The organism is Solibacillus sp. FSL W7-1472, assembly GCF_037969775.1.
GTDB classification, from domain to species: Bacteria; Bacillota; Bacilli; order Bacillales_A; family Planococcaceae; genus Solibacillus; species Solibacillus silvestris.
On record NZ_CP150208.1, the window covers coordinates 2,372,455 to 2,395,247 of the forward strand.

22 protein-coding genes are annotated in these 22,793 nt (G+C 39.5%); 9 read left to right on the top strand and 13 right to left on the bottom strand.

Annotation, left to right across the window (positions count from 1 at the left end; translation table 11 throughout):
• Position 1: 1 nt before the first annotated feature.
• From MKY07_RS11795 to MKY07_RS11840, 10 genes are all read right to left on the bottom strand, one after another.
• Complete coding sequence (locus tag MKY07_RS11795; RefSeq protein ID WP_339262314.1) at positions 2-964, bottom strand: P1 family peptidase; 963 nt, start codon at positions 962-964, stop codon at positions 2-4.
• Positions 957-1,943: a dipeptide ABC transporter ATP-binding protein gene (locus MKY07_RS11800; protein ID WP_339262316.1), complete on the bottom strand. Its 987-nt coding sequence runs from the start codon at positions 1,941-1,943 to the stop codon at positions 957-959. Before MKY07_RS11800 ends, MKY07_RS11795 begins: the two co-directional genes overlap by 8 nt.
• Positions 1,933-2,940 (bottom strand): ABC transporter ATP-binding protein, encoded by a 1,008-nt coding sequence (locus MKY07_RS11805; RefSeq protein WP_339262318.1) that lies wholly within the window; start codon positions 2,938-2,940, stop codon positions 1,933-1,935. Before MKY07_RS11805 ends, MKY07_RS11800 begins: the two co-directional genes overlap by 11 nt.
• A gap of 6 nt (positions 2,941-2,946) precedes the next feature.
• Positions 2,947-4,392: an aldehyde dehydrogenase family protein gene (locus tag MKY07_RS11810; protein ID WP_339262319.1), complete on the bottom strand. Its 1,446-nt coding sequence runs from the start codon at positions 4,390-4,392 to the stop codon at positions 2,947-2,949.
• A 15-nt stretch (positions 4,393-4,407) separates the two neighbouring features.
• Positions 4,408-5,124 carry an SDR family oxidoreductase gene (locus tag MKY07_RS11815; RefSeq protein ID WP_339262321.1) on the bottom strand — a complete coding sequence of 239 codons (717 nt, stop codon included), beginning with the start codon at positions 5,122-5,124 and terminating at the stop codon, positions 4,408-4,410.
• Entirely contained in the window at positions 5,125-6,198 is a 1,074-nt protein-coding gene (locus MKY07_RS11820; RefSeq protein ID WP_339262323.1) for a tartrate dehydrogenase, read from the bottom strand. It lies immediately after the preceding gene.
• Positions 6,195-7,424: a M20 family metallopeptidase gene (locus MKY07_RS11825; RefSeq protein WP_339262325.1), complete on the bottom strand. Its 1,230-nt coding sequence runs from the start codon at positions 7,422-7,424 to the stop codon at positions 6,195-6,197. The genes MKY07_RS11820 and MKY07_RS11825 overlap by 4 nt, the downstream gene beginning before the upstream one ends.
• A 230-nt stretch (positions 7,425-7,654) precedes the next feature.
• On the bottom strand, positions 7,655-8,212 hold the full coding sequence (efp, locus tag MKY07_RS11830; protein ID WP_014823464.1) for an elongation factor P: 558 nt from the start codon (positions 8,210-8,212) through the stop codon (positions 7,655-7,657).
• 17 nt (positions 8,213-8,229) lie between these two features.
• Positions 8,230-9,288: a Xaa-Pro peptidase family protein gene (locus MKY07_RS11835; RefSeq protein WP_339262327.1), complete on the bottom strand. Its 1,059-nt coding sequence runs from the start codon at positions 9,286-9,288 to the stop codon at positions 8,230-8,232.
• Positions 9,289-9,543: 255 nt separating this feature from the next.
• A complete protein-coding gene (locus MKY07_RS11840) occupies positions 9,544-9,951 on the bottom strand; it encodes a DNA helicase (RefSeq protein WP_339262328.1) in 408 nt (135 codons plus the stop codon).
• Between the two features lie 179 nt (positions 9,952-10,130).
• Here MKY07_RS11840 and MKY07_RS11845 point away from each other — a divergent pair, with 179 nt between their 5' ends.
• The 3 genes from MKY07_RS11845 to MKY07_RS11855 all read left to right on the top strand — a co-directional run bounded on the left by MKY07_RS11845 (position 10,131) and on the right by MKY07_RS11855 (position 14,746).
• A complete protein-coding gene (locus tag MKY07_RS11845; RefSeq protein ID WP_339262329.1) occupies positions 10,131-11,069 on the top strand; it encodes a DUF1385 domain-containing protein in 939 nt (312 codons plus the stop codon).
• 165 nt (positions 11,070-11,234) lie between these two features.
• Entirely contained in the window at positions 11,235-12,953 is a 1,719-nt protein-coding gene (locus MKY07_RS11850; RefSeq protein WP_065215695.1) for an ABC transporter ATP-binding protein, read from the top strand.
• Positions 12,950-14,746: an ABC transporter ATP-binding protein gene (locus MKY07_RS11855; RefSeq protein ID WP_339262330.1), complete on the top strand. Its 1,797-nt coding sequence runs from the start codon at positions 12,950-12,952 to the stop codon at positions 14,744-14,746. Before MKY07_RS11850 ends, MKY07_RS11855 begins: the two co-directional genes overlap by 4 nt.
• 78 nt (positions 14,747-14,824) lie before the next feature.
• On the opposite strand, the gene MKY07_RS11860 is transcribed toward MKY07_RS11855, so the two are convergent.
• On the bottom strand, positions 14,825-15,697 hold the full coding sequence (locus MKY07_RS11860) for a type II CAAX endopeptidase family protein (protein ID WP_339262332.1): 873 nt from the start codon (positions 15,695-15,697) through the stop codon (positions 14,825-14,827).
• 162 nt (positions 15,698-15,859) lie between these two features.
• Between MKY07_RS11860 and MKY07_RS11865 the strand changes: the two genes are divergently transcribed.
• From MKY07_RS11865 to MKY07_RS11880, 4 genes are all read left to right on the top strand, one after another.
• The gene (locus MKY07_RS11865; protein WP_008404288.1) at positions 15,860-16,564 is read left to right on the top strand and encodes a response regulator transcription factor; all 705 of its coding nucleotides are present in this window, start codon (positions 15,860-15,862) and stop codon (positions 16,562-16,564) included.
• A complete protein-coding gene (locus MKY07_RS11870; protein ID WP_339262335.1) occupies positions 16,554-17,915 on the top strand; it encodes a HAMP domain-containing sensor histidine kinase in 1,362 nt (453 codons plus the stop codon). Before MKY07_RS11865 ends, MKY07_RS11870 begins: the two co-directional genes overlap by 11 nt.
• Positions 17,905-18,450, top strand: a complete 546-nt coding sequence (locus MKY07_RS11875) for a PepSY domain-containing protein (RefSeq protein WP_339262336.1) — start codon at positions 17,905-17,907, stop codon at positions 18,448-18,450. Before MKY07_RS11870 ends, MKY07_RS11875 begins: the two co-directional genes overlap by 11 nt.
• 90 nt (positions 18,451-18,540) lie before the next feature.
• Positions 18,541-19,116 (top strand): PepSY domain-containing protein, encoded by a 576-nt coding sequence (locus MKY07_RS11880; protein ID WP_339262337.1) that lies wholly within the window; start codon positions 18,541-18,543, stop codon positions 19,114-19,116.
• A 57-nt stretch (positions 19,117-19,173) separates the two neighbouring features.
• Here MKY07_RS11880 and MKY07_RS11885 read toward each other — a convergent pair whose 3' ends face one another.
• Positions 19,174-19,914, bottom strand: coding sequence for a class I SAM-dependent methyltransferase (locus MKY07_RS11885; protein WP_339262339.1), 741 nt, complete (start codon positions 19,912-19,914; stop codon positions 19,174-19,176).
• 233 nt (positions 19,915-20,147) lie between these two features.
• On the opposite strand from MKY07_RS11885, the gene MKY07_RS11890 reads away from it, so the two are divergent.
• A complete protein-coding gene (locus MKY07_RS11890; RefSeq protein WP_339262341.1) occupies positions 20,148-20,768 on the top strand; it encodes a heat-shock protein in 621 nt (206 codons plus the stop codon).
• Positions 20,769-20,782: 14 nt separating this feature from the next.
• Positions 20,783-21,232 (top strand): hypothetical protein, encoded by a 450-nt coding sequence (locus tag MKY07_RS11895; protein WP_008404297.1) that lies wholly within the window; start codon positions 20,783-20,785, stop codon positions 21,230-21,232.
• A gap of 57 nt (positions 21,233-21,289) precedes the next feature.
• On the opposite strand, the gene MKY07_RS11900 is transcribed toward MKY07_RS11895, so the two are convergent.
• Positions 21,290-22,771: a methyl-accepting chemotaxis protein gene (locus MKY07_RS11900; protein ID WP_339262343.1), complete on the bottom strand. Its 1,482-nt coding sequence runs from the start codon at positions 22,769-22,771 to the stop codon at positions 21,290-21,292.
• Between the last annotated feature and the right edge of the window lie 22 nt (positions 22,772-22,793).

Here is a 22,793-nt window from a genome sequence, read left to right on the forward strand (position 1 = left end):
CCTATTTTTGGATACTTTCATAACATTCAACATTCGCTAAACGCTTAGCATCTTTCACTGCAAGAACGATCGCTTGCTCCATTGCTTCTATAGCAAGCTGTCCTAAATAATCAAGTTGATATTGCTTTTCTCCAGTCCCTAGCACAAAAATTGTATCTCCATCAAACATTGTATGCACTGGATAAATCGTATGCGCAAGTGCATTTTGCGTCAGCTGCGCAAGCTTTTTCGCTTCCGATTTGGTCAATTTAGCGTTAATGGCAATTGTACCAATCGTCGTATTTGCTCCGGGTGTTGTTTGGATACTTGCATATTGCTTTATAAGTGCGCAGCTATCCAGCCATTCACCTGTCGTATGATTACGACTTCCTGCGATGATTTCCTTTGTTCCAGGCTCCCTCACATCTCCAACAGCATTAACTGCTACAATTGCACCTACCACTAAATCTTCCATACCTTGAATAGAGTACGAGCCTAGTCCCCCTTTCATAAAGTGTTCAATACCTGCAACTTTCCCAACGGTCGCACCATAGCCAACACCAACATTGCCGTTGTCAAATGGACCAACTATCGCATTTTGTGTCGCTTCATAGCCCATTTCTTTTGTTGCGTATGCAGTCGGGCTACCAATCAATAAGTCAAAAATAACCGCGCCTGGCACAATGGGTACAGTTGCCACCTCTACAAATAAGCCGATTTGCTGCTCCGCCAAATATTTCATCACACCTGAAGCGGCTTCCAATCCAAACGCGCTACCACCAGCCAATAAAATTGCATGTACTTTTTCTACTCCGTTAATAGGATCTAGTGCATCGGTTTCACGCGTACCTGGTGCAGAACCACGCACATCCACACCGCAAACCGCTCCTTCTTTTGCGACAATGACCGTGCAACCTGTCACTCCTTGCTTATCAACGGCATGCCCTACTGTAATTCCGGCAACATCAGTTATGTTGTTATACATTCGTCGTCTCCCCCTCATATAAGAAACAAGCGACTTGCTGCGCATCCGTGCCTTGAAGAAGCGGCTTTTTTTGCTGGCATTTTGGTATTACATGCGGGCATCGCGTATGGAATACACAACCAATGGGCGGATTTATCGGATTCGGTAAATCTCCCTTTAACGGATTTGTCTCTCGTTTTTTTGTGAAATCTACTACGGGAATTGCTTGGAGCAAAGCGTTTGTATATGGATGCCTTGGCGTTGCAAATATTTTTTCCTTTTCGCCAATTTCAACGATATTCCCTAAGTACATCACTGCTACTCGGTCGCTTATATGCTTAACAACACTTAAATCGTGGGAAATAAATAGATACGTTAGATTAAATTCTTCCTGCAAATCCATCATCAAGTTCAATACTTGTGATTGGACCGATACGTCGAGTGCCGAAACAGGCTCATCCCCAATAATAAAAGCTGGATTAATCGCAAGTGCTCTTGCAATCCCAATTCGTTGGCGCTGTCCACCTGAAAATTCATGCGGAAATTTATCCACTGCATCTGCTCGTAACCCTACTTTTTCAAGCAATGTTAGGACACGCTTTTGCCGATCCTCTTTTGACATGGATAGCTGTAGCTTCATCGGCTCTTGTAAAATATCACCAACTCGCATACGTGGATTAAGCGATGAATACGGATCTTGGAATACCATCTGCATTGCGTTTCGATACTTTTGTAACTCGCTTCCCTTTAGCTTTGTAATAGGTGTATTACGATAATAAATTTCTCCGCTCGTCGGCTCTGTCAATTTCAAAATTGTCCGCCCTAGAGTCGATTTACCGGAGCCAGATTCTCCTACAATACCGAGCGTCTCTCCTTTATAAATAACGAGTGAAATATTATCTATTGCTTTGACAACCTTTTTCTTCTCCTTTAATCTCTTTCGTTTTACAGGAAAATGTGTTTTCAAGTTTTTTACTTCAATTAATATTTCACGCGTCATGGGCAGCAACCTCCTTTTCCTTAAATAAATGACAACGAACCATCAGACCATCTTCAAAAGTAATTTCAGAAGGTACTATACGTTCACAAATATCCATCGCATGTTGACAGCGAGGGGTAAAGCGACAGCCCGCTGAAAAGTTTAAAGGAGACGGTACGGTGCCTGGAATTGTTGGTAATCTTCGCTCATTAGTTGAAAGTGAAGGCATCGTTTGAAGTAGTGCTTTCGTATAAGGATGTTTCGGTTCAGTAAATATTCGCTCTACCGGCCCAGATTCAACAATTTGACCTGCATACATGACCATCACACGATCTGCAGTTTCTGCTACTACGCCCATATCATGTGTAATAAATAAAATGGATGAGCCGTGTTCTTCTTTCATTTTCAACATTAACTGTAAAATTTGCGCCTGAACTGTTACATCGAGTGCAGTCGTAGGTTCATCGGCTAATAAAAGTTTCGGATTGTTAGCCATCGCCATCGCAATCATAACGCGCTGCCTCATCCCTCCTGATAATTGGTGCGGGTATTCATGAATTACTTTTTCGGCATTCGCTATGCCCACTTTATTTAACATCGATAATGCGATATCAAAAGCATGCTTTTTATCCACATTTTGATGGCGGCGAATCCCCTCAATTAGTTGACTACTAATTTTGAAAACTGGATCGAGTGAAGTCATCGGTTCTTGAAATATCATCGACATTTCATTTCCACGAACACCGCTCATGTCATCTAACTTCATTTGTAATAAATCTGTACCGTTCAATAAAATTTGCCCTGATGTAATACGAGCTGGTGGCATTTGTAAAAGGCGCATAATAGCAAGTGATGTAACACTTTTACCACTACCAGATTCACCAACAAGTGCCAGCGTCTCCCCTTCAAATACTTGAAAGCTAACCGCATCGACAACATTTGTTTGCTTACCGTTTGCCATTCGAAACGCTATCGATAAATTATCGACTTGTAAGACAGTCTTTTTTTGCTCGGTCATCGGCGATTACCTCCCTTGAACGTTGTAGCGAATTGCAATATTTTTCATTTGCGTATAGTTACGCATTGCAACTAATCCTTTTTCTCGTCCGATTCCACTCTTCTTATAGCCGCCAAACGGCATTTGGATACCACCCGCTGCACCGTAATTATTGATAAATACTTGGCCAGCTTTTATACGACTAGCCATGAAATGCGCGACGTCAATATCACGTGTCCATACACCGGCTACTAACCCGTAATCTGTACTGTTAGCGAGCTGTATCGCTTCCTCTACTGTTTCAAATGTAAAAACAGTTAATATTGGACCAAAAATTTCTTCGACAGCAAGTGGATGCGTTACATCAAGCCCATCTACAATTGTCGGCTCCACATAATAACCATTCTCATAATTTTCTACACGTAGAGGTTTGCCGCCAATTAGCACTTTACCATCGCGTTGGGCGAGCTCTAACAAGGTGGTAATTTTTTTTAATTGATTTGCATTTAACACCGGGCCCATATCTAAATTTTGCTCTCCTGCCCCAATACGGATTTGCTGAAAGCGTTCAACAAGTTTCGCACAAAATATCTCTTTGTAAGATTTTTCAATTAATAAACGTGCACCTGCCGAACACGTTTGACCTGCATTTTGAATAATCGCCCGCATAACCCCTTCAAGTGCAAGCTCCTCATTTGCGTCTGCAAAGACAACATTTGGAGATTTGCCACCAAGCTCCAACGTTACAGGTACTATATTCTTTGCAGCTGCTTGCATAACTGCAATGCCTGTAGGTACTGAGCCAGTAAACGTGATTTGGTGAATGCCCGGATGACTTGATAAATAAGCCCCTACATCTTTACCAAAACCTGTCACATGCTGAATAATACCTTTCGGAAGTCGTGCATTTAGCCATTTTACTATTTCATGTGTCGTTAATGGTGTATCTTCCGCGCTCTTCACTATTACCGCATTACCTGTTGCAATTGCAGCGGCTACACTACGTGACATAATTTGAATCGGATAATTCCAAGGCACAATATGTACCGTCACACCAATAGGCTCCAATACGACTGCATTAAAAATACCGTCTTCAATCGGAATCGTGTCACCCATCACTTTATCTGCTGCTCCACCATAAAACTCAAAGTAACGTGCCGCTGCTTCAACATCGGCATGTGCTTGTTGCAATGGTTTCCCGACGTCTAAGCTTTCCAACTTCGCAAAATGTTCTGCGTTTTGACGAATAAATTGAGCAAGTTCCACCAATAGTTGACCTCGTTCAAATGGCTTTACATTACGCCATTCCTCACCTTCAAAAGCTTCGTTTGCTATACGGACTGCGTCATCAATTTGTGCATACGTTGCATTGGTAATTGTTACAAGCGGCTTCCCAGTCGAAGGGTTGTAAACCGTGATTTTGTCCTCACCCTCGATCCATTCACCATTAATACACATCGGAATATGTTCCATAGTTTGTCCACCTTTCTATAAACCGCGTCCACCATCGACATGAAGTGTCGTTCCCGTAATAATGTTTGATTGCTCTTGCAGTAAAAAACGTACTGCATTAGCTATATCTTGCGGTTCAATTAATCGACCTAGCGGAACGGAAGAAGCAAAAATTTGGGCTTTCTCCTGCTCAACATCAGCACCTACTGCCGCGAATTGTCCAAGCATTGCTGTGTTCGCCGGTCCTGGATGAATTGTGTTAACACGCACATTATATGGAGCCAATTCAATAGCCATTGCTCTAGAAAAGCTTTCAGCCGCACCTTTTGAAGCAATATATGCTTGAAGCCCAGGTCGCGGGCGTACAGCAGAAATCGAAGCAATATTAATAATGACACCATCGTTCGCTTCTTTCATTTTTGGAACGACTGCTTTTGCCAATAAAAATAGGCTTTTAACATTGATGTTCATCAACTTATCCCAGTAATCAGCTGATACCTCTTCTATCGGTGTAGCGGCTTGTGCTAAGCCATGTACATTAATAAGTCCGTACACATTCGAGAGTGGTTCGACAATTGATGTAATCTTCTGCTCATCTGTTACATCACATTGTTGATAATGAAAATACGAATGGTCGAATGGCTGTTCTATTGCTAAATCAAGTCCGATAACTTCATAATTTTCCACTAATAACTGTTGAACAATTTTTTGTCCCATACCACCAGCAGCACCTGTTACAATCACTGTTTTCATTTATACACCTCTCATTTCATAGCAATTTTTTAAAGCGTAGCAAATCGCTTCACCCATTTGTTGCGTCGTTGCAGTTCCACCGATATCTGCCGTTTTCACTTCGCTTTTCGTCAATACTTGTTCAATCGCTTGCACAATTAGCTGCTCTAAATCAGGACGCCCAACATGCCCCAGCAGTAATGCCAGCGACCAAATCTGAGCAATAGGATTGGCGATGCCAAGCCCTGCAATATCAGGAGCTGAACCATGCACAGGCTCGAACATTGATGGATAAGCGCGATTCGGGTTAATATTTCCAGACGGTGAAAGTCCTAGCCCTCCGATAATGGCCGATCCTAAGTCGGACAAAATATCACCAAATAAATTAGAAGCGACCACAACTTCAAATTCCTCTGGTCGCTCTACGAAGTAAGCAACGAGCGCATCGATATAATAACTTTTCAGTTGCAACTGCGGATAACGGCTCATCGTTTCATGTACAATCGCATCCCAAAATTTCATTGTATGAATAACCGCGTTCGATTTTGTTGCGCTTGTTACCGTCGATTTTTTATATTTCAGCGCATAATCACATGCCGCACTTACAATATTATTAATGCCTACTTTCGTCATTACCGTATTTTGTATCGCTAATTCGTGCTCTGTACCACCGTATAACCGGCCCCCACTATTAGAATATTCACCTTCCGTATTTTCTCGAAAAATAACAAAATCAATCGCTTCTTTTGTTGCAAGTGGTGAAGCAATACCTGGTAGCGATTTTACTGGTCGAAAATTTACATATTGCTGGAATTGCTTACGAATAGGCATAATAAGTTCCCAAACGGTCACATCGTCTGGTACGCGCGCATCTCCAATGGCACCAAATAAGATTGCATCATATTGTGCAAGCGTTTCTAAACCGTCTTCTGGCATCATTCTCCCTGTTTGTAAATAGTAGTCGGAATTCCATTGAAACGTCATTGTCTCGATTTCAAGTGTTTGATCAAGCTGCTGCAATGTATCCAGTACAGTTAATGCCTGTTCCATTACTTCTGGACCAATGCCATCTCCTGGGATTACAGCAATTTTCATTGGTCTTCACCTGCCAAAAATAATAATGCCGCTTCTCTATAGATTGCTGTTGTTTCCGCCAACTCTTCTATATCTACATATTCATTTATTTGATGGGGTATCTCTCGATCTCCTGCACCAATAGTTACAATTGGTATTCCATGTACATGTAAAAATGTTCCATCTGTTGCCCCTGGTACACCATTATAAATCGGTTCCTTTTTAAGTACATTTTTTACAGCATAATGCACTGCTTCAACGATCGGATTTGTCCGTTCTGTATAAGTGGCCGGTCGATTATCGAGTACAGTGAGTTCCACTTTAAAGTCAGGGTCGGACTTCTTCATTCGGGCAATAATTGCTTCAATTTTTGCTAGTAGTTCATCATGGTTTTGTGCCGGAACAGTTCGAATATCAAGTGTTGTCATACATTGATCCGGTATAACATTAATCTGAGCATCACCTAATACTGGCGCTTGTAAAATTGTCGGAGTAATCGAAGGCCATTTCAGAAATGGATCCTCTCCTAAACGTTCTTGCTCTTCCTTTTCTAGTTTCTCCATTTCTGTTATAAAGCGTGCCATGCGCCAGTTTGGATTAATACCGCTCCATGAAATCGCTCCATGAGCCATTTTTCCATAAATATCAACACGCAAACGGATTGCGCCCCGCTGTGCAATGCATACTTGGTTTTCTTCAGGCTCACAAATAATTGCCCCATCTACACCATCTGCCCAGTCTTGTGCAATAAAATGCTTTATACCAAGCATAAGCCCTTCCTCATCACATGGAATGCATAATATAATTTTACCTGTGAAACTCTCTTGATCTAACAAGATTGACTGCACAGCCGTAATCATGCATGCCAAGTTCCCTTTTGTATCATTCGTCCCGCGACCATACATACGCCCATCAATGATTTCAGCACCGAATGGGTCATATGTCCATGCATCCCGGTTTCCTTCTGTAACCACATCGGTATGCCCTTCAAATAAAAGGGTTTTACCGGGTTTTTTTGAATCGATAATGCCAATGACATTCGGTCTGCCTGGTGTTACTTCTTCCATGTGCACTTCAATGCCTAGATTTAAATTGCGTAAATACTCGGCAACGTAATTGGCTACTTCCTGCTCATTACCTTTGCCATCATTACGAAAAACACTTTCAATTTGTACGAGCTTTTGTGTCAATGAAATGACTGTTTCTCTATCCCGTGTATACGTTGTAGACTGTTTCATATCAACCATACGAACACCCCTATTTCTGAATTTTCTGAAATTAAACGACAAATTTCTTCTTGTATTGCTTACTCACTTAATATTTGACGTTTATCTAAATATTCCTTCCAATTCAATAAAATGGTATTTTCATAATAATGGAGATATCTAATTGAAAAGACATTTATATATATACAAAGCACAAAAAAACATGCTGAAAGCAATTGCCTTCAGCATGTTTTTTTAATTTTTCAAGAAGACTATGCGCGTGAAACGTAAGTGCCTTCAGTTGTGTTAATAATTAATTTATCACCTTGGTTAACGAAGAATGGCACGTTTACCATTAAGCCAGTTTCCATTTTTGCTGGTTTTGAACCGCCTGAAGCTGTATCGCCTTTGATGCCTGGCTCAGTTTCAGCAACTTCTAACGTTACTGTGTTTGGTAATTCAAGACCTAACATTTCGCCTTGATATGTTTGGATATGAACTTCCATGTTCTCTAATAAGTAGTAAAGTTCTTCTTCGATTTGAGCAGCAGCTAATGTTGTTTGGTCATATGACTCTAAATCCATGAATACGTGCTCATCACCTTGTGCATATAAATATTGCATTTTGCGATTTTCGATCATTGCTTTTTCTACTTTTTCACCAGCACGGAAAGTTTTTTCTGTTACGTTGCCGTTACGTAGGTTACGTAATTTAGAACGTACGAATGCAGCACCTTTACCTGGTTTTACGTGTTGGAATTCTAGTACGCGGAATAAGTTACCGTCAACGATAATTGTTAAACCTGTACGGAAATCGTTTACTGAGATCATGAATTATTTCCTCCAAATTATAAAATGATTAATTCTTTAGTCGAATGTGTTAGTACTTCATTACCCGTTTTTGTGATTAAAATATCGTCCTCAATTCGAACGCCACCAATTCCAGGAATGTAGACGCCCGGTTCAATTGTTACAACCATATTAGGCTCCAGGACCGTATTTGAACGGAATGATAACCCAGGTCCTTCATGCACTTCAAGGCCGATACCGTGACCTGTTGAGTGACCAAATGCTTCACCTAAGCCTTTTGATTTTAAATAATCGCGTGCTACAGCATCCGCTTCAATCCCTGTCATGCCCGGACCAACTTTTTCAAGCGCAAGAAGCTGAGACTCGAGCACAGCATTGTACATTTCTACCAACTTCTCTGAAGGTTGGCCTACAGCGATTGTACGTGTAATGTCCGAAATGTAACCATTATAGTAAGCACCAAAATCAAGTGTTACAAAATCGCCCGTTTCAATAATTTTGTTTGTCGCAACACCGTGCGGCAATGCCGAACGCAATCCGCTTGCAACAATAATATCAAAAGAAGAACTTGTAGCACCTTGTTTACGCATGAAAAATTCTAATTCATTCGATACGTCAAGCTCTGTAATGCCAGGCTTGATGAAATTTAAAATATGTGTAAATGCATTGTCTGCAATTTCACATGCAACCTTAATAATATTAATCTCTTCTTCAGTCTTAATCAAGCGAATTTTTTCAATTAAACCGGAAACTGGCACGAAATAAACATTCACTGCCGAATTATATACTTCATATGTACCATATTGCATGGCATCTTTTTCAAATGCCAATGATTTTACACCCATTGCCGCCACTTGTTTTGCCACTTCATCATGGATCGGACCGCTATGCTGAACGACACGGAATTCCTTTACTTGCTCTGAAGCTTGTTCTGTATAGCGGAAATCTGTAATAAAAACGGCATCCTGCTGGGAAACAACTGCAACACCTGATGTACCAGTGAAGCCTGTCATATAACGGCGGTTGTATTCATTTGTAATGAGTATTGCTTCGACATTGTTCTCGATTAGTGCTTGACGTAGTTTAGTAAGTTTCATCTGTTCTCATTCCCCTTTTTAGTGTAGTAAAAACTTGCAGATGGCCATTTAATTGGCGAATCTACAAATTTGTCCTGCTTTCAATCACAGAAACTTTGGCGTTACGCGATGCAATACTCCTATGTCTTTAAACCCTTTAAATTACACTTTCCAAGGTGGTAAAAGGGACCTTTAATACAAGCTGCTTCATTGTGAACGCTTCTTTTTATACTGTCCCTATTTTATCACAGACTTTTCAGACATCAATACTTTCGACTAACGAAATAATGTCTTTGTACGGTACCTGGCCGTTTCAACAATCAAGCGCATCGCTATTAAAATTACAATAAAAAATGGGATGGAGAATTTTTTGATTGATGACAATTCAATAGGTAGATTTAAGATTTTCCATTCGAGTAATGCTGCCATGACAATTCCCAAAATAAGTGAAAGTAAAAAAGGAGGCACCATAACGAGAAGCTGTGTTACGACCAATAATAAAAAAGCAACAATCGCTATCATTAAAAATAAAATAACCCATCGCTCGAATGCCGTCCATTCGAACCATTCCAATTTTTTTAGAAATGATACCGGATGCCATTTAATAAAATTAAATAAGTGCAAGCCTTTTAAGCCTACTGTCACAATAAATGATGTAAATAATGCAGTGACAAACAGATGCATGACAAAAACTCCTTTTTTTGTCTCAGTATGACCGATTGTAAAAAAACTATTCGAATGAATAGTGCTTTTCTCCAAAATTTAGTACAATATGAGGGTACAACAAAGACAAGAGATGGATAGACTCCATTCTCCCGCCTTAAAAATAGATTGAAATTTTATAAGAGAGTGGTGTCGAGCAAGTGAGTAATAATGCGCCAGTATATGGTGGGCAAGCGCTTTTAGAAGGTGTTATGTTCACTGGTCAAGATCATATGGTAACGGCAATCCGTCGAAATGACGATTCCATCGATTATTTCCATGTAAAAAAAGAGAAAAAGCCAATTTTTCAAAAGCTAAAAAAAATTCCTTTCGTTCGTGGGGTTGTCGCACTAATCGAATCGGCAGGCTTTGGGTCGCGCCATTTGCAATTTGCTTCTGACCGCTATGATGTTACACCAGGCGAAGAAGAGGAAAACAGTGGTGAAGAGCCATCGAAGTTAATGATGATATTAGGTGTAGCCGTTATTGGTGTACTCTCGTTTCTATTCGGTAAGTTTATCTTTACATTAGTGCCGATGTTTCTGGCAGAATTTTTAAAACCTTGGTTCCCAGGAAAAACCGTTCAAATTTTTATTGAAACCGGCTTTAAATTAATTTTGCTTCTTGGCTATTTGCAGATTATTTCGATGACGCCGTTGATTAAGCGGGTATTCCAATATCACGGAGCTGAACATAAAGTAATTAATTGCTATGAAGCAGGCCTTGACTTAACGGTGGAAAATGTTCAAAAACAATCACGACTTCATTATCGTTGCGGTTCAAGCTTTATTTTATTTACCGTAATTGTAGGTATGTTTACATATTTCTTCGTACCTGTTGATCCACTTTGGGTTCGTCTTGTAAGCCGTATTTTACTAATCCCGGTTGTAATCGGTATTTCTTTTGAAGTATTACAAGCGACAAATGCCGTTCGTGAAATTCCGGTTTTACGTTACCTAGGCTATCCTGGATTATGGCTGCAACTGTTAACAACAAAAGAACCGAAAGACGAGATGGTGGAAGTAGCGATCGCCTCTTTCAAAAAACTGCATGAAGTCGAGAAAAACCCGGCTATTGCACAAACATTAGTACATGATTAATTAAAGATTCGGGGAGTTATGTAAAAGGGAAATTACTTTTACGATAACTCCCTTTTTTGACGCCTACCATATATTTAGAGTCTCGAAATATTTTCATTGAGTTCCGTTAGACGAAATGGCATAATAGAGTTAAAATTCAGTGAATTCATTATAAGGAGTTAACAAATGAAAACGATTTTTCAATTTATGAGGCGCTATAAATGGCCAGCAGCAATCGCCTTTTTTCTCATGCTATTGGAACTTGCGAGCGATCTGATCCAGCCGCTATTCATGGCGAGAATGATTAATGAAGGCCTTCTTGAAGAAAATTTACATAATGTCGCATTTTGGGGTGGCTGTTTATTTGCTTTAGCCCTATTCTCTTTCATAAGCGGAGTACTCAACTCCTTCTTCTCCGCGCATGTCGCCCATAGTTTCGGTTTCGATCTACGGAAAGCATTGTACAGTAAAATACAATCACTGACGATGGCGACCTACTTGACTTTCCCAACTTCCGGACTTATTACACGTCTGACAAGCGATGTTACACAAACGATGAACATTGTCTTTATGATGCTGCGGATTGCAATGAAAGCACCGTTAATGACGGTTGGTTCGCTTATTATGGCGTTTGTTATTAATGCGAAGCTTGCGCTCATTTTATGTGTCAGCTTTCCGTTTCTGCTCATCTTCCTCGTATGGATGGTATCAGTCGGAATCAAGCTGTTCGCACAAGTACAACAGCGACTTGATTTTGTGAATCGTCAGCTTCAGGAAGGACTGCAGGCTGTCCGATTGATTAAAGCGTATATGCGTGGTCAATATGAAGAAAACCGCTTTTTAAGCGTTGCAGAAAACTTGAAATTTGACACGATCAAAGCGACACGTGTTATGGAAATTGCATTGCCCGTGCTTCAGTTTGTTATGAATATTAGTCTGCTCATTGTTATTTGGGTTGGTGCAGATGCGATCCGGGACAATGAGATTCTTGCCGGTGATTTGGCCGCTATTATTAACTATGCATTCCGTATGACGGCATCGTTTTCTATATTTTCATTTATTATTATTGCCTATGCCCGTGCCAAAGCGTCTGCTGAGCGCATCGAAGAGATTTTAAATGTCGAGGAAGGCATAGAGGAAGTACAGAAAAATGAAGCTCCTCTTCTTGAAGACTTTTCGATTCATTTTGACAATGTCTCATTCCGTTATCCAACAACGGAGCAGTATACGCTTCAAAACCTGTCATTTTCAATTGGCAGGGGCGAAAAAATTGCCATAATGGGGGCTACCGGTTCAGGAAAATCGACTATTTTACAATTGGTCGAGCATTTTTACGAACCGAACAGTGGAGACATTTATATTAACGATCAAAATATAAAGGATATCCCATTGCAGCAGTTGCGTCGTTCGATTTCCTATGTCCCGCAGCAATCCCTCCTGTTTTCGGGTACGATTGTGGACAATTTACGCTGGGGACAAAATGATGCAACTATCGAGCAAATTATTGACGCGACAAAAAAAGCGCAAATCCATCACTCTATCGAAAGCTTTGACGAACAGTATGAGACGATGATTGGACAGCGCGGTATCAACTTATCAGGTGGGCAGAAACAGCGACTTGCAATTGCCCGTGCCCTGTTAAAACCGGCATCGTTACTTATTTTAGATGACAGTACTTCAGCTCTGGATGTTGCGACAGAGCAGAAACTATGGGAGGCGCTTGATCAGGAGGCCATCACCATGCTCGTAGTAACTCAAAAAATACAGACTGCACAAACGGCTGACCGCATACTGCTCATTGACGAAGGCCAACTGCACGGATTTGGCACACATGAACAATTAATGGCAACGAACGAATTGTATGCGAAAATTGTTGCTTCACAGCAGGAGGTGCTTGCCGAATGAAGTTTTTCAACTATGAACCGATCATTACAAAAGAACAAATCAAAAATGCAAGCGGTAAGAAGAAAAAAGGTGAACGCGCGCAAAACTGGACGTATACATTGAAACGTATTTTCGATTTTGTAGCCGAACAGAAAATGCTCCTGTTTATCGTTTTACTGCTTGTCGTATTAAGCTCAGCTTTTGCATTAGTCGGACCGTTCATCATTGGACGGCTCATCGACCAGTTTATTGATGGCAGTTCGCTAAGCCAGCTTTCATACTGGCTATACGGGCTGGCGGTCATTTATTTACTTTACAGTTTCGCGAGCTATTTCCAAAACTATTGGATGGTCAGCATCGCCCAACAAACTGTATTCCGAATTCGTACACAGCTATACGGACACTTTTTCAAGCTCCCTCTCCGCTTTTTCGATAAACGAAAGCATGGGGAATTAATGAGCCGCGCGACAAATGATATCGAAACAATCAGCTCAACGTTAAATAGCGCCTTTATCCAAGTTGTATCAAGTATTTTGACATTAACAGGTACGGTTGCCGTCATGCTTTGGCTAAGTCCATTATTGACACTTATTACAATGCTTATCGTACCGCTTATGTTTTACGGGATGCGCTGGATAACAAAACGCACAAGCCTGCTATTTAAACAGCAGCAGGCAGCGATTGGGGAAATGAACGGATTAATTGAAGAATCCATTACCGGTCAGCATGTCGTTAAAGCCTTTTCACAGGAAACGGAAATGCTACGTCAATTTGACGAGAAAAATACACGCATTCGCACGGTCGGATTCTGGGCATTAACGTATTCCGGGTTTATCCCGAAAGTCATGAACACGTTGAACAGTTTAAGCTTTGCGATTGTTGCGTTGGCCGGTGGTTTATTTGCCTATTACGGCCATATTTCAATCGGGACTATTATTATTTTCACGGAGTATGCTAGACAGTTTACGCGTCCTTTAAATGATTTGGCCAACCAGTTCAACACCGTCCTTTCCGCATTAGCAGGGGCGGAACGTGTTTTCTTGATCATGGATGAAAAAGAAGATGAAATTGACGGGGAAAATGTGGAACTTCTCGGGAATGTGCGTTTTCAAAACGTTTCTTTCCAATATGATGCACAAGCTTCCTCCCCTACTCTGTCAAATGTGTCCTTTGAAGTGAGATCCGGGCAGTCAGTTGCATTAATCGGTCAAACCGGTGCCGGGAAAACAACGATTATGCAGCTATTGACCGGACTTTATGAGAAAACGGACGGGAAGATTGTATTTGATGATATGGAAATAGAAGAGATTTCAAAAGCGAGTTTGCGCAGTCAAATGGCATTTGTCTTGCAGGATCCGTTCCTATTTGAAATGTCGATCAAAGATAATATCCGCTACGGGAAGCTCGATGCAACAGATGAAGAAATATATGAAGCTGCTAAAAAAGCGAATGCCCACACATTTATCGATAAGCTGCCGGAAAAATACGACACGATTTTAAGTGCAGACGGCAGCCAGATTTCTCAAGGACAAAAACAGCTGTTATCGATCGCCCGTGCCTTTGTAGCCGATCCGAAAATTTTATTATTGGATGAAGCGACAAGTAGTATTGATACCGTGACAGAGCTCCATATTCAGGAAGCACTTGAAAAACTGATGGAAGACCGTACAAGTTTTATCATCGCCCACCGCCTGAATACAATTCGCAAAGTCGACTATGTTATCGTCTTAAATCAAGGGAAAATCATCGAACAAGGAAATCGCCGAGAATTAATTGAAACTCAAGGTGTGTTCGGAAAAATGCTGAACGTATAATTTCAAATTTACCTAGAAAAAATCGCCCTTTTTGCCTTATACAGCAAAAAGGGCGATTTTTATTATGGCCTAAAACTGCTAAATCATTTCTTTATCGGTTTGCTCCTCCATTATTGGTGCCGGATTTTTTAACTGACAAAAGTTTTTATAGTATTTGACGAGTAAGAAAATAATAAAGGCCGCCAAAATGAAAAAGAACGCCACGTTTATCATCAATTCCTGCTGGGCTGCTTCTGTTGTCGGTAAATCAAGTTTTGTCGTTTGATTTGTATAGACAAACTGGAGATATGCCAAGAAGTTATTAAAGCTATGTAATAGCATTGGTATCACGATATTTTTCGTTTTTAAATACGCGTAGCCAAGCACGCATCCTAATGCAAAGGCAAATACGACATTGATTGGGTTAAGGTGGATAACACCAAATATAAGAGAGGAAATAATAATACTCTTTTGCGGACTCCATCTCAAGGTGAAACGGCGAAGCAAGATCCCTCTAAATAACATCTCCTCATATATGGGGGCAAGAATGCAAATATTAATAAAGAATAATACGTAAACGAGAAATGATGACTGTACTTCATCCAAATTCAGCATCGGAAAGAATGAAAACAGTTCCCGTATATGCTCTTCAAAAATAAGATACACAATCGTGAATAGGATTGTTGTAAATACAACGGTAATCAATTGGAAGCTAGCGGTAATCGATAAATATTTTGCCCAGCGCCCTTTTGTCATCGTAGTATGAATCGGCTGTTCATTAAACGAGAAATTCCATTTTTTTGTTTGATGCAGCAAGTACATGAAACAGCTGACCGAAACAAAAAATGTAACCCATTCCTCACTTGCTGGGATATCGATTAAAAATAACAAGATAAAGCTCGCTATAAATATACCAATCCCAAACAGTATAAAATAGCGCAGCTTAAAATTTTTCAATTCACTATAATCCATTATTTTACACCCCCTGTAAATAGAGTAACATGAAATGGAAGTTTTATCCCAAGCATCGCTACCCCTTTCTGATCATTTTTCACCGAATAACGTTTCTCCATTGCCAATACCGCCTCTTTTACAATACGATGGATACAAAACAGATAGAAGTGGGTGTTTTGCATGTCTAAAATTTTGATTGTGGAAGATGAACAGCAGATCGCGCGTGTATTACAACTGGAGTTAGGGTTTGAAGGCTATGAAACAACAATTGCCAATACCGGTACGGACGGTTTGCTAAAATTTCATGAAGACGAATATGATTTAGTATTGCTTGATGTGATGCTTCCGGAGCTGAACGGCCTGGAAGTGCTGAAACGAATTCGCAAACATAATGAAACGGTTCCCGTTCTTTTACTGACTGCTAAAAGCAATATTGAAGATAAAGTGACAGGGCTTGATTACGGGGCAAATGACTATATAACAAAGCCGTTTGAATTCGATGAACTGCTTGCACGAATTCGTGTTGCATTGCGATTTTCGCACAAATCTGCTCCAGAACCAACATCATCGTCTGTCCACACATTTCAGGACTTATCATTAAATGAGCAAACCCGAGAAGTCACAAGAAACGCGCTTCAAATTGATTTGACTCCTCGTGAGTTTGACTTGCTGCTGCATTTTATGAAGCACGCTAAACTTGTACAGTCACGTGAACAGCTGCTGAATGCGGTTTGGGGATATGACTATTATGGTGATACAAATGTTGTCGATGTATATGTCCGTTATTTGCGTCAAAAACTAGAGGTAAATCTGAATTTACCGCCACTACTACATACAGTTCGCGGTGTTGGCTATGTGTTAAAGGAAGCGTCAAATGAAACTTAATACAAAAGTAAATCTGTTTTCCATGTTATTGACTTCGGTTATTTTAATCGGCAGTTTTACAGGCATTTATTATTTGTATAAAGAGTTTGCCTTTTCCACAGAGGCAGAGCAATTACAGGCACGGGCAAATGAGTTGACAACAGCAATAAGCGCACTTGAATCCATGGATGGAATTGATTCGATTTTCGGGGCATATCTCCCGACTGATGGAGCGATCATCGTTCGTGAGATTGATGATAATACGGGTAAACCATTAATCCGTCTTCAAAAAACCTCGGAGCAAATTGATTTTAAACTTGATCCGGCACAGCATTATACGGAAAAAACAATACATGATGTCCCTCATATCGCACTTGCTACTCCAATCATTTTGCCGAATGATGAAATTGCCGAGGCAAAGCTGATCCAGCCATTGCCGACCATTACCGATAATATGAATCGACTGTTAATTATATTAGTTTTGATGACACTTGTTGCACTCATTCCGATTTATTTGGCGAGCCAGCTATTTGTTCAACTGATCGTAAAACCCGTTTTGCAGCTAACGTCGACGATGGAAAAAAATATTCAGCAGTCCAGCTATGAACAGATTCCCACCCGCAAGCAATCGAACGATGAAATAGCACAAATGGCAACGACGTACAATCATTTAATGGCACAGTTGGAAGATGCCCATGACAAACAGCAGCAATTTGTCGGCAATGCTTCACATGAACTGAAAACACCGTTAACGGTCATTGAAAGTTATACAAAACTGTTAAAACGCCGTGGCACACAAGACGCAAAAATTACGGAAGAAGCGTTGGAAGCGATTTTAAAGGAAACTACCAATATGAAGGCCATGATTGAACAAATGCTCGCATTGGCAAAAACAAATGAAATGACGAAAATCAATATGACGACATTTGCATTACAGCCTTTTATCGATCAGATTGTTCAAAGTATAAAAACTGCCTATCATCGTGAGATTCACGTTAATATTCCTGATGTTGACATTACAACGGATGAAGCAAAATTAAAACAGCTGCTTTTTCTATTTATTGATAATGCACGAAAATACAGTGACGATGTCATTAAAATTCACGCTTCTGTGAAAAATGATCTGCATATCTCTATTCAGGATTTTGGTGTTGGTATACCTCAAGAGGACCTTCCGAATTTGTTCCATCGTTTTTACCGGGTTGATAAAGACCGTAACCGGAAAACCGGTGGCACCGGCATTGGCCTCTCGATTGCAAAGGAACTCGCCGATCGTCTGAATGCCGAAGTTTCCATTGACAGTGAACTAGGAAAAGGAACTACGATTTTACTCATTGTTCCACTTTCAGGAGGTGCACAACATGAAAGCTAAATGGATTACCCTATGCATCGCCGTCATTCTCATTGGATTTTTCATTACACTAACAGTCAAGCAATTATCAACACCGAATGAGCTGAACACGAATGAACTGGAAGTGAAGATTAAAGATATTTATAATGCGGAAGTCCAAACATTGGTGAAAGAAAAAGATCATTTTATCGCTTCGTTCAATAAAGATGGTTCGATTTTTGAAGTGAATATAAATGCCGTTACTGGGCAATTTTCCGATTTGAAGCTCATTCATAAAAATGAAAAAAAGCAAGATGAGCAAAATAATTCGGAAGTATCAAAAGAAGATCAAACATCTACAAGTAAGCCAGTTGAAAAAACAACAAAGCCATTACTGTCTGAACAACAGGTGGTCGATATTGCATTAAAGGAAGTACCTGGTGAAGTTGATTCAGTGGAATTTGAAGGTAACGCTGAAGGCGGCGTCTATTTTGTGGAGATTGAACAGGAAGATGATGTCATCGTTCAAGTCCATGCCATTACCGGCGAAATTATCGTAATTCAATATGATGATTAGTTTTCTCATCAATTTCTAATAATTCTCTCAGACCGTTTTCATATTCGCTCGTTATACTGACATTACAAACAAGAAAAGGAGCGAGTAAATATGAATAAAAAATTTTTAGCAATCCCGGCATTACTAGTAGCAATTGGTGGAGGCGCTGTATTCGCACAGTCCGATTTATTTGCGCAAGCAGAAAACAACCCAAGTATTTCAGCTGGTGAAGCAAAGAAAATTGCGTTAAAACAATTAAACGGTGAAATTATTGGTTTTGAATATGATCGAGATGATCGTACACCACATTATGAAATTGACATCTTAAAAGACAATGAAAAAATTGAGGTTGAAGTGAATGCAGGTACAGGTAAAGCGGTTGTAACAGAACGTGAAAACATTCGTACAGTTACAGCGGAAAATACCGAAAAAAACGATGATACAGTAAAAGGAACGGATTCATCGAACACTTCTGCTGTTATCACGGAAAAGCAGGCAATTGAAATTGCTCAAGCGAAAGCAAAAGGTACCTTAACGGACCTGGAATTGGATGAAGATGACAACCGTCTGATCTATGAGATTGAAATCCGTAACGGTAAAATGGAGTACGATTTTGAAATCGATGCAAAAACAGGCGACATTATTAAGTACGAAGAAGATTTAGACGATGACCGTTTTGATAACTAGTCAATATAAGCACTAATATAAAAAAAGGAGCGCAGATTGATTTCTGCGCTTTATTTTTCATTTTGCCTTTCTCGCCTTTAAGATTATAAAGGAAGGACGATGCTGTTCTTTTTGTAAGCTTGGAAGTAATTCGATTGCTTCGTCTGTTGGCATTGGCTCCACTAACTTTTCTATTTGTAACCCGTTGTTGATCAGTGTGTTTATAATTGTTTCGATTCTACGATGGTACATTACGACATTGTCAACAAGCCAGTTCTGTGTTCGTTTTCCCTCATCTTGGTAACGTGAAACTGCAAAATGCGAGGGTGTTTCTTTCTTATCTGTAATCCATTGTTCCACACCTTTATTAGCTGTTGAAATCGGGTGCTCGATGGAGAAAAGGAAAATTCCTTCTGGACACAATGCCCTGGTTACCTTTTCAATGACCCCTTCAAAATCCGCTACATAATGAAGTGCCAATGCGCTTGTTATAAGATGATAATTCGATTCCTGCAAGATAATATCTTCAATTGATATTTGTTGAAAGTTAAGACGATTACTTTTATATCGCTTTTTTGCTGCGGCAATCATGTTACCTGAAATATCGATTGCATCAACATACTGTGCCCCGTTTACAACACAGTCATTTGCAAACTCACCTTTTCCACAGCCTAAATCCAATAAGACTTTCCCTTTTATATCCGGCATTAGTGCTATAAAATTGGGCCGCTCCAGCAAATTGTTATAATTAAATTTCCGATTTCGAATTTCTTCATATCCTTTGAAAAACAAGTCATTATCATAAATATTTTGCTTCATTCTTTTCCTCGTTTCACCATAACGTTATGACTATTTTGCGCAACCTCATTATCACATAGCAGGAAAATTTTAAATAGACTTATATTTCAAATTTTAGTAAGATGTAGATAGAGGCATGTCTAGTTTTACTAATTCCACTTTTTTTATAAAAACTATGCAAATTCCTTCGCGATTTGCATAGTTTTTATTCTTTATGCCCTCTCTTCAAACTTATTCGGAACTGAGGAAAGTTTATGAACAATGATTCGAAAAGCATCCTACTCTTTTTTCTGTTTGCTTTATCCACACATTCAATTTATATCGTTTCTCAACGCATAGAACATCTCGAGCTGGCTTCAGCGCTGCTCACATTTGCTTTATTTGTTTTATTTGTTTTGCTGATTTTTAAGATCAGCTTAAGACCGCTTGTCATTACATTAGCAACAATTGTGGCTTTGCTCGATATTAATTCAATTTTCTACTTGTCTCTTCCTGATTTATATACGATCAGTTTCACAGTCGGTGTACTTCTATTTCTTTGTTTTTATTATGGAAAAGCAAAAGATGCGGTACTTGCAGGGATCGGTTTTTGTATTATGAATTTAGTGATTCATATCGAACCATTAATACAATGGGAATGGATTATCCTTTTTTTACTACATAGCATTCTGTTTATCATAGGGAGCAAAAACCAATTTACGATTACAAAAAGAATTTATGTAGGGTTATTTGGTGTAACCTTCCTTTTACTTGTTGTAGGTATTTTGAGTGAACATAACTATTGGGCGGCTGTTGGACTTTTACTGTATTTGGCGGTGCTGATTGGGATAGTTTTCGTTTTTCGAAAACAACAAAGTACCTATACAACACATTGAGGTGAGACATTCTGATGAAAAATGTAAATCGTTTATTTCTTATTATTGCTATAATTATCCTTGTTATTATTGGCCGCTATTTTATGGCACAAAATGAAGTAACGGTAATACCTGACGTAACAGCAGTAACGAATGAACAGGTGATTGAAACAGTTCGCGGTAGCTATTGCTGGCATTCTGCAGGTGAAGCAGAGTGTGTTGATACGGCTGCCCCGCATGAAATTATAATTGCACAGAAAACCCCTTACGTAAAAGTACATCCAGGGGAAGTAATGGAATTTCAATATAGTCAAAATGTAACGAGTGTTTCCATTCAACAATGGATTGATGATTATGATTATAAAGAAATTGCCACATCGACACGTTTTAATGCCCCACTGGAAAAAGGTATGTATATCATTTCCAGTATGGCGCGCTTTAGCAACGGTGATGTGACAGACAGTATTGCAATCGAAGTAGAATAACTAAAAAGGGAAGTGTCCGGTTATTTTGGACACTTCCTTTTTATGTGCGGTTTACTATTATTGGCGTTTTGTAATTTCCGCTAATTCACTATGTAGCTGCTGAAGTTCATTACTGGCATCCGCAATCGATTTCATCATGATATGCTCTTCATTTATTGAACTTGCGATTTCTTCCGTCATTGCAGCATTTTCTTCAGAAATAGCGGACATATTTTCAATTTGATTCATTATTTTTTCAACAAGCTCGTTTGTATGTGTAATTGTCGACATGTTTAGATGAAGTTTCCCTTGTATATCATTAAATGATAGTTTAATTTCATCAAATGAACTTGTAATTTCGTTTAATGTGCCAACACTTGAATGAACTGCTTCTTTTCCTTCATAAGCTTTTAACTGGGCAGTTGTTGCTCGCTCAAGCAACTGCTGTGTAACAACGGTAATACTCGTTGCGATTTTTGCACTTTCTTCCGCAAGTTTTTTCACTTCTTCTGCAACAACGGCAAATCCTTTCCCATGCTCCCCTGCCCGTGCTGCTTCTATTGAAGCATTTAAAGACAGTAAATTCGTCTGATCCGCTATTGCTTTAATTCCATTTAGCAGATTGTTTACATTTGCAAGGCTCTCTTGCATATTGTCAATTGTCGTTGTCGTTAAATCAATGGAGTCGCTTAATGTTGCCATATCAGCTGTAACAATGTGCACCTGCTTCCAGCTCCGTTCAATCGCTTCTTGCACTTCATTCGAATCCTTTACAGTCGATTTAGAAGACTCTTTCGTTTTTACCATATTTTCATGAGATAAAATGATTTGTTCATTAATTTGCTGAATCATTTCAGCTTCATTATGAATGGCTGCTGCCATTTGATTCGATGACTGTAAAATTGTTTCGCTCGCAACATTTAATGTCCCCACATTTTCATTTACATGTGTAATATTTTGTGCAAGCTGGATTGAACCTTCATCGATTTTATTTAATACTGATGTTAAATTTTCCAACAGTTCTTTTGCTACCCGCTCTTTTTCCTGGGCATCCTTCACGAGTTTGTTGCCCCATTGTGTCAATCGGTAAAGCAAATAGTTACAACCGGTCATACTCACAAATACTGTAATGAATACGGCCAGATTGGCATTTACCCCTAATAAATTTTCCGGCACTGCTATGTATAAGAAAATATAAAAGATACTGACAATCAGTAAAAATGTCTTAATCAACCGTTCATTAAAATACATTGCTCCCATAATAAATGTGACAAACAACATATAATGTTTATTGATTGTATACCCATCAAGATAGAACAATAAAAATACGACAGATGCAGGAATCAGTACAAAAATTAGTCCTTTGGCAAAATTAGAAATATCCAAGAAATAATTGACCGTCGATAATAAGATAACTCCGGTTCCTGCAATTAAATATGGAATTGAATTACTAAAACCGTTTGCAATCACAAGCGGTGAAACAATTAAAATAGCCAGTCCAATCGTAATAAACAGATTTAATTGATGAATCCAATTAACCTTTTCGTTGCGTTTCTTCAAGCTTTTCCCTCCTAGGAATTTT

Bases quoted from the DNA above. Each gene is read 5' to 3' on its own strand.
- MKY07_RS11795 (WP_339262314.1), bottom strand. From the start codon at position 964: ATGTATAACAACATAACTGATGTTGCCGGAATTACAGTAGGGCATGCC.
- MKY07_RS11800 (WP_339262316.1), bottom strand. From the start codon at position 1,943: ATGACGCGTGAAATATTAATTGAAGTAAAAAACTTGAAAACACATTTT.
- MKY07_RS11805 (WP_339262318.1), bottom strand. From the start codon at position 2,940: ATGACCGAGCAAAAAAAGACTGTCTTACAAGTCGATAATTTATCGATA.
- MKY07_RS11810 (WP_339262319.1), bottom strand. From the start codon at position 4,392: ATGGAACATATTCCGATGTGTATTAATGGTGAATGGATCGAGGGTGAG.
- MKY07_RS11815 (WP_339262321.1), bottom strand. From the start codon at position 5,124: ATGAAAACAGTGATTGTAACAGGTGCTGCTGGTGGTATGGGACAAAAA.
- MKY07_RS11820 (WP_339262323.1), bottom strand. From the start codon at position 6,198: ATGAAAATTGCTGTAATCCCAGGAGATGGCATTGGTCCAGAAGTAATG.
- MKY07_RS11825 (WP_339262325.1), bottom strand. From the start codon at position 7,424: ATGGTTGATATGAAACAGTCTACAACGTATACACGGGATAGAGAAACA.
- efp (WP_014823464.1), bottom strand. From the start codon at position 8,212: ATGATCTCAGTAAACGATTTCCGTACAGGTTTAACAATTATCGTTGAC.
- MKY07_RS11835 (WP_339262327.1), bottom strand. From the start codon at position 9,288: ATGAAACTTACTAAACTACGTCAAGCACTAATCGAGAACAATGTCGAA.
- MKY07_RS11840 (WP_339262328.1), bottom strand. From the start codon at position 9,951: ATGCATCTGTTTGTCACTGCATTATTTACATCATTTATTGTGACAGTA.
- MKY07_RS11850 (WP_065215695.1), top strand. From the start codon at position 11,235: ATGAAAACGATTTTTCAATTTATGAGGCGCTATAAATGGCCAGCAGCA.
- MKY07_RS11855 (WP_339262330.1), top strand. From the start codon at position 12,950: ATGAAGTTTTTCAACTATGAACCGATCATTACAAAAGAACAAATCAAA.
- MKY07_RS11860 (WP_339262332.1), bottom strand. From the start codon at position 15,697: ATGGATTATAGTGAATTGAAAAATTTTAAGCTGCGCTATTTTATACTG.
- MKY07_RS11865 (WP_008404288.1), top strand. From the start codon at position 15,860: ATGTCTAAAATTTTGATTGTGGAAGATGAACAGCAGATCGCGCGTGTA.
- MKY07_RS11870 (WP_339262335.1), top strand. From the start codon at position 16,554: ATGAAACTTAATACAAAAGTAAATCTGTTTTCCATGTTATTGACTTCG.
- MKY07_RS11875 (WP_339262336.1), top strand. From the start codon at position 17,905: ATGAAAGCTAAATGGATTACCCTATGCATCGCCGTCATTCTCATTGGA.
- MKY07_RS11880 (WP_339262337.1), top strand. From the start codon at position 18,541: ATGAATAAAAAATTTTTAGCAATCCCGGCATTACTAGTAGCAATTGGT.
- MKY07_RS11885 (WP_339262339.1), bottom strand. From the start codon at position 19,914: ATGAAGCAAAATATTTATGATAATGACTTGTTTTTCAAAGGATATGAA.
- MKY07_RS11890 (WP_339262341.1), top strand. From the start codon at position 20,148: ATGAACAATGATTCGAAAAGCATCCTACTCTTTTTTCTGTTTGCTTTA.
- MKY07_RS11895 (WP_008404297.1), top strand. From the start codon at position 20,783: ATGAAAAATGTAAATCGTTTATTTCTTATTATTGCTATAATTATCCTT.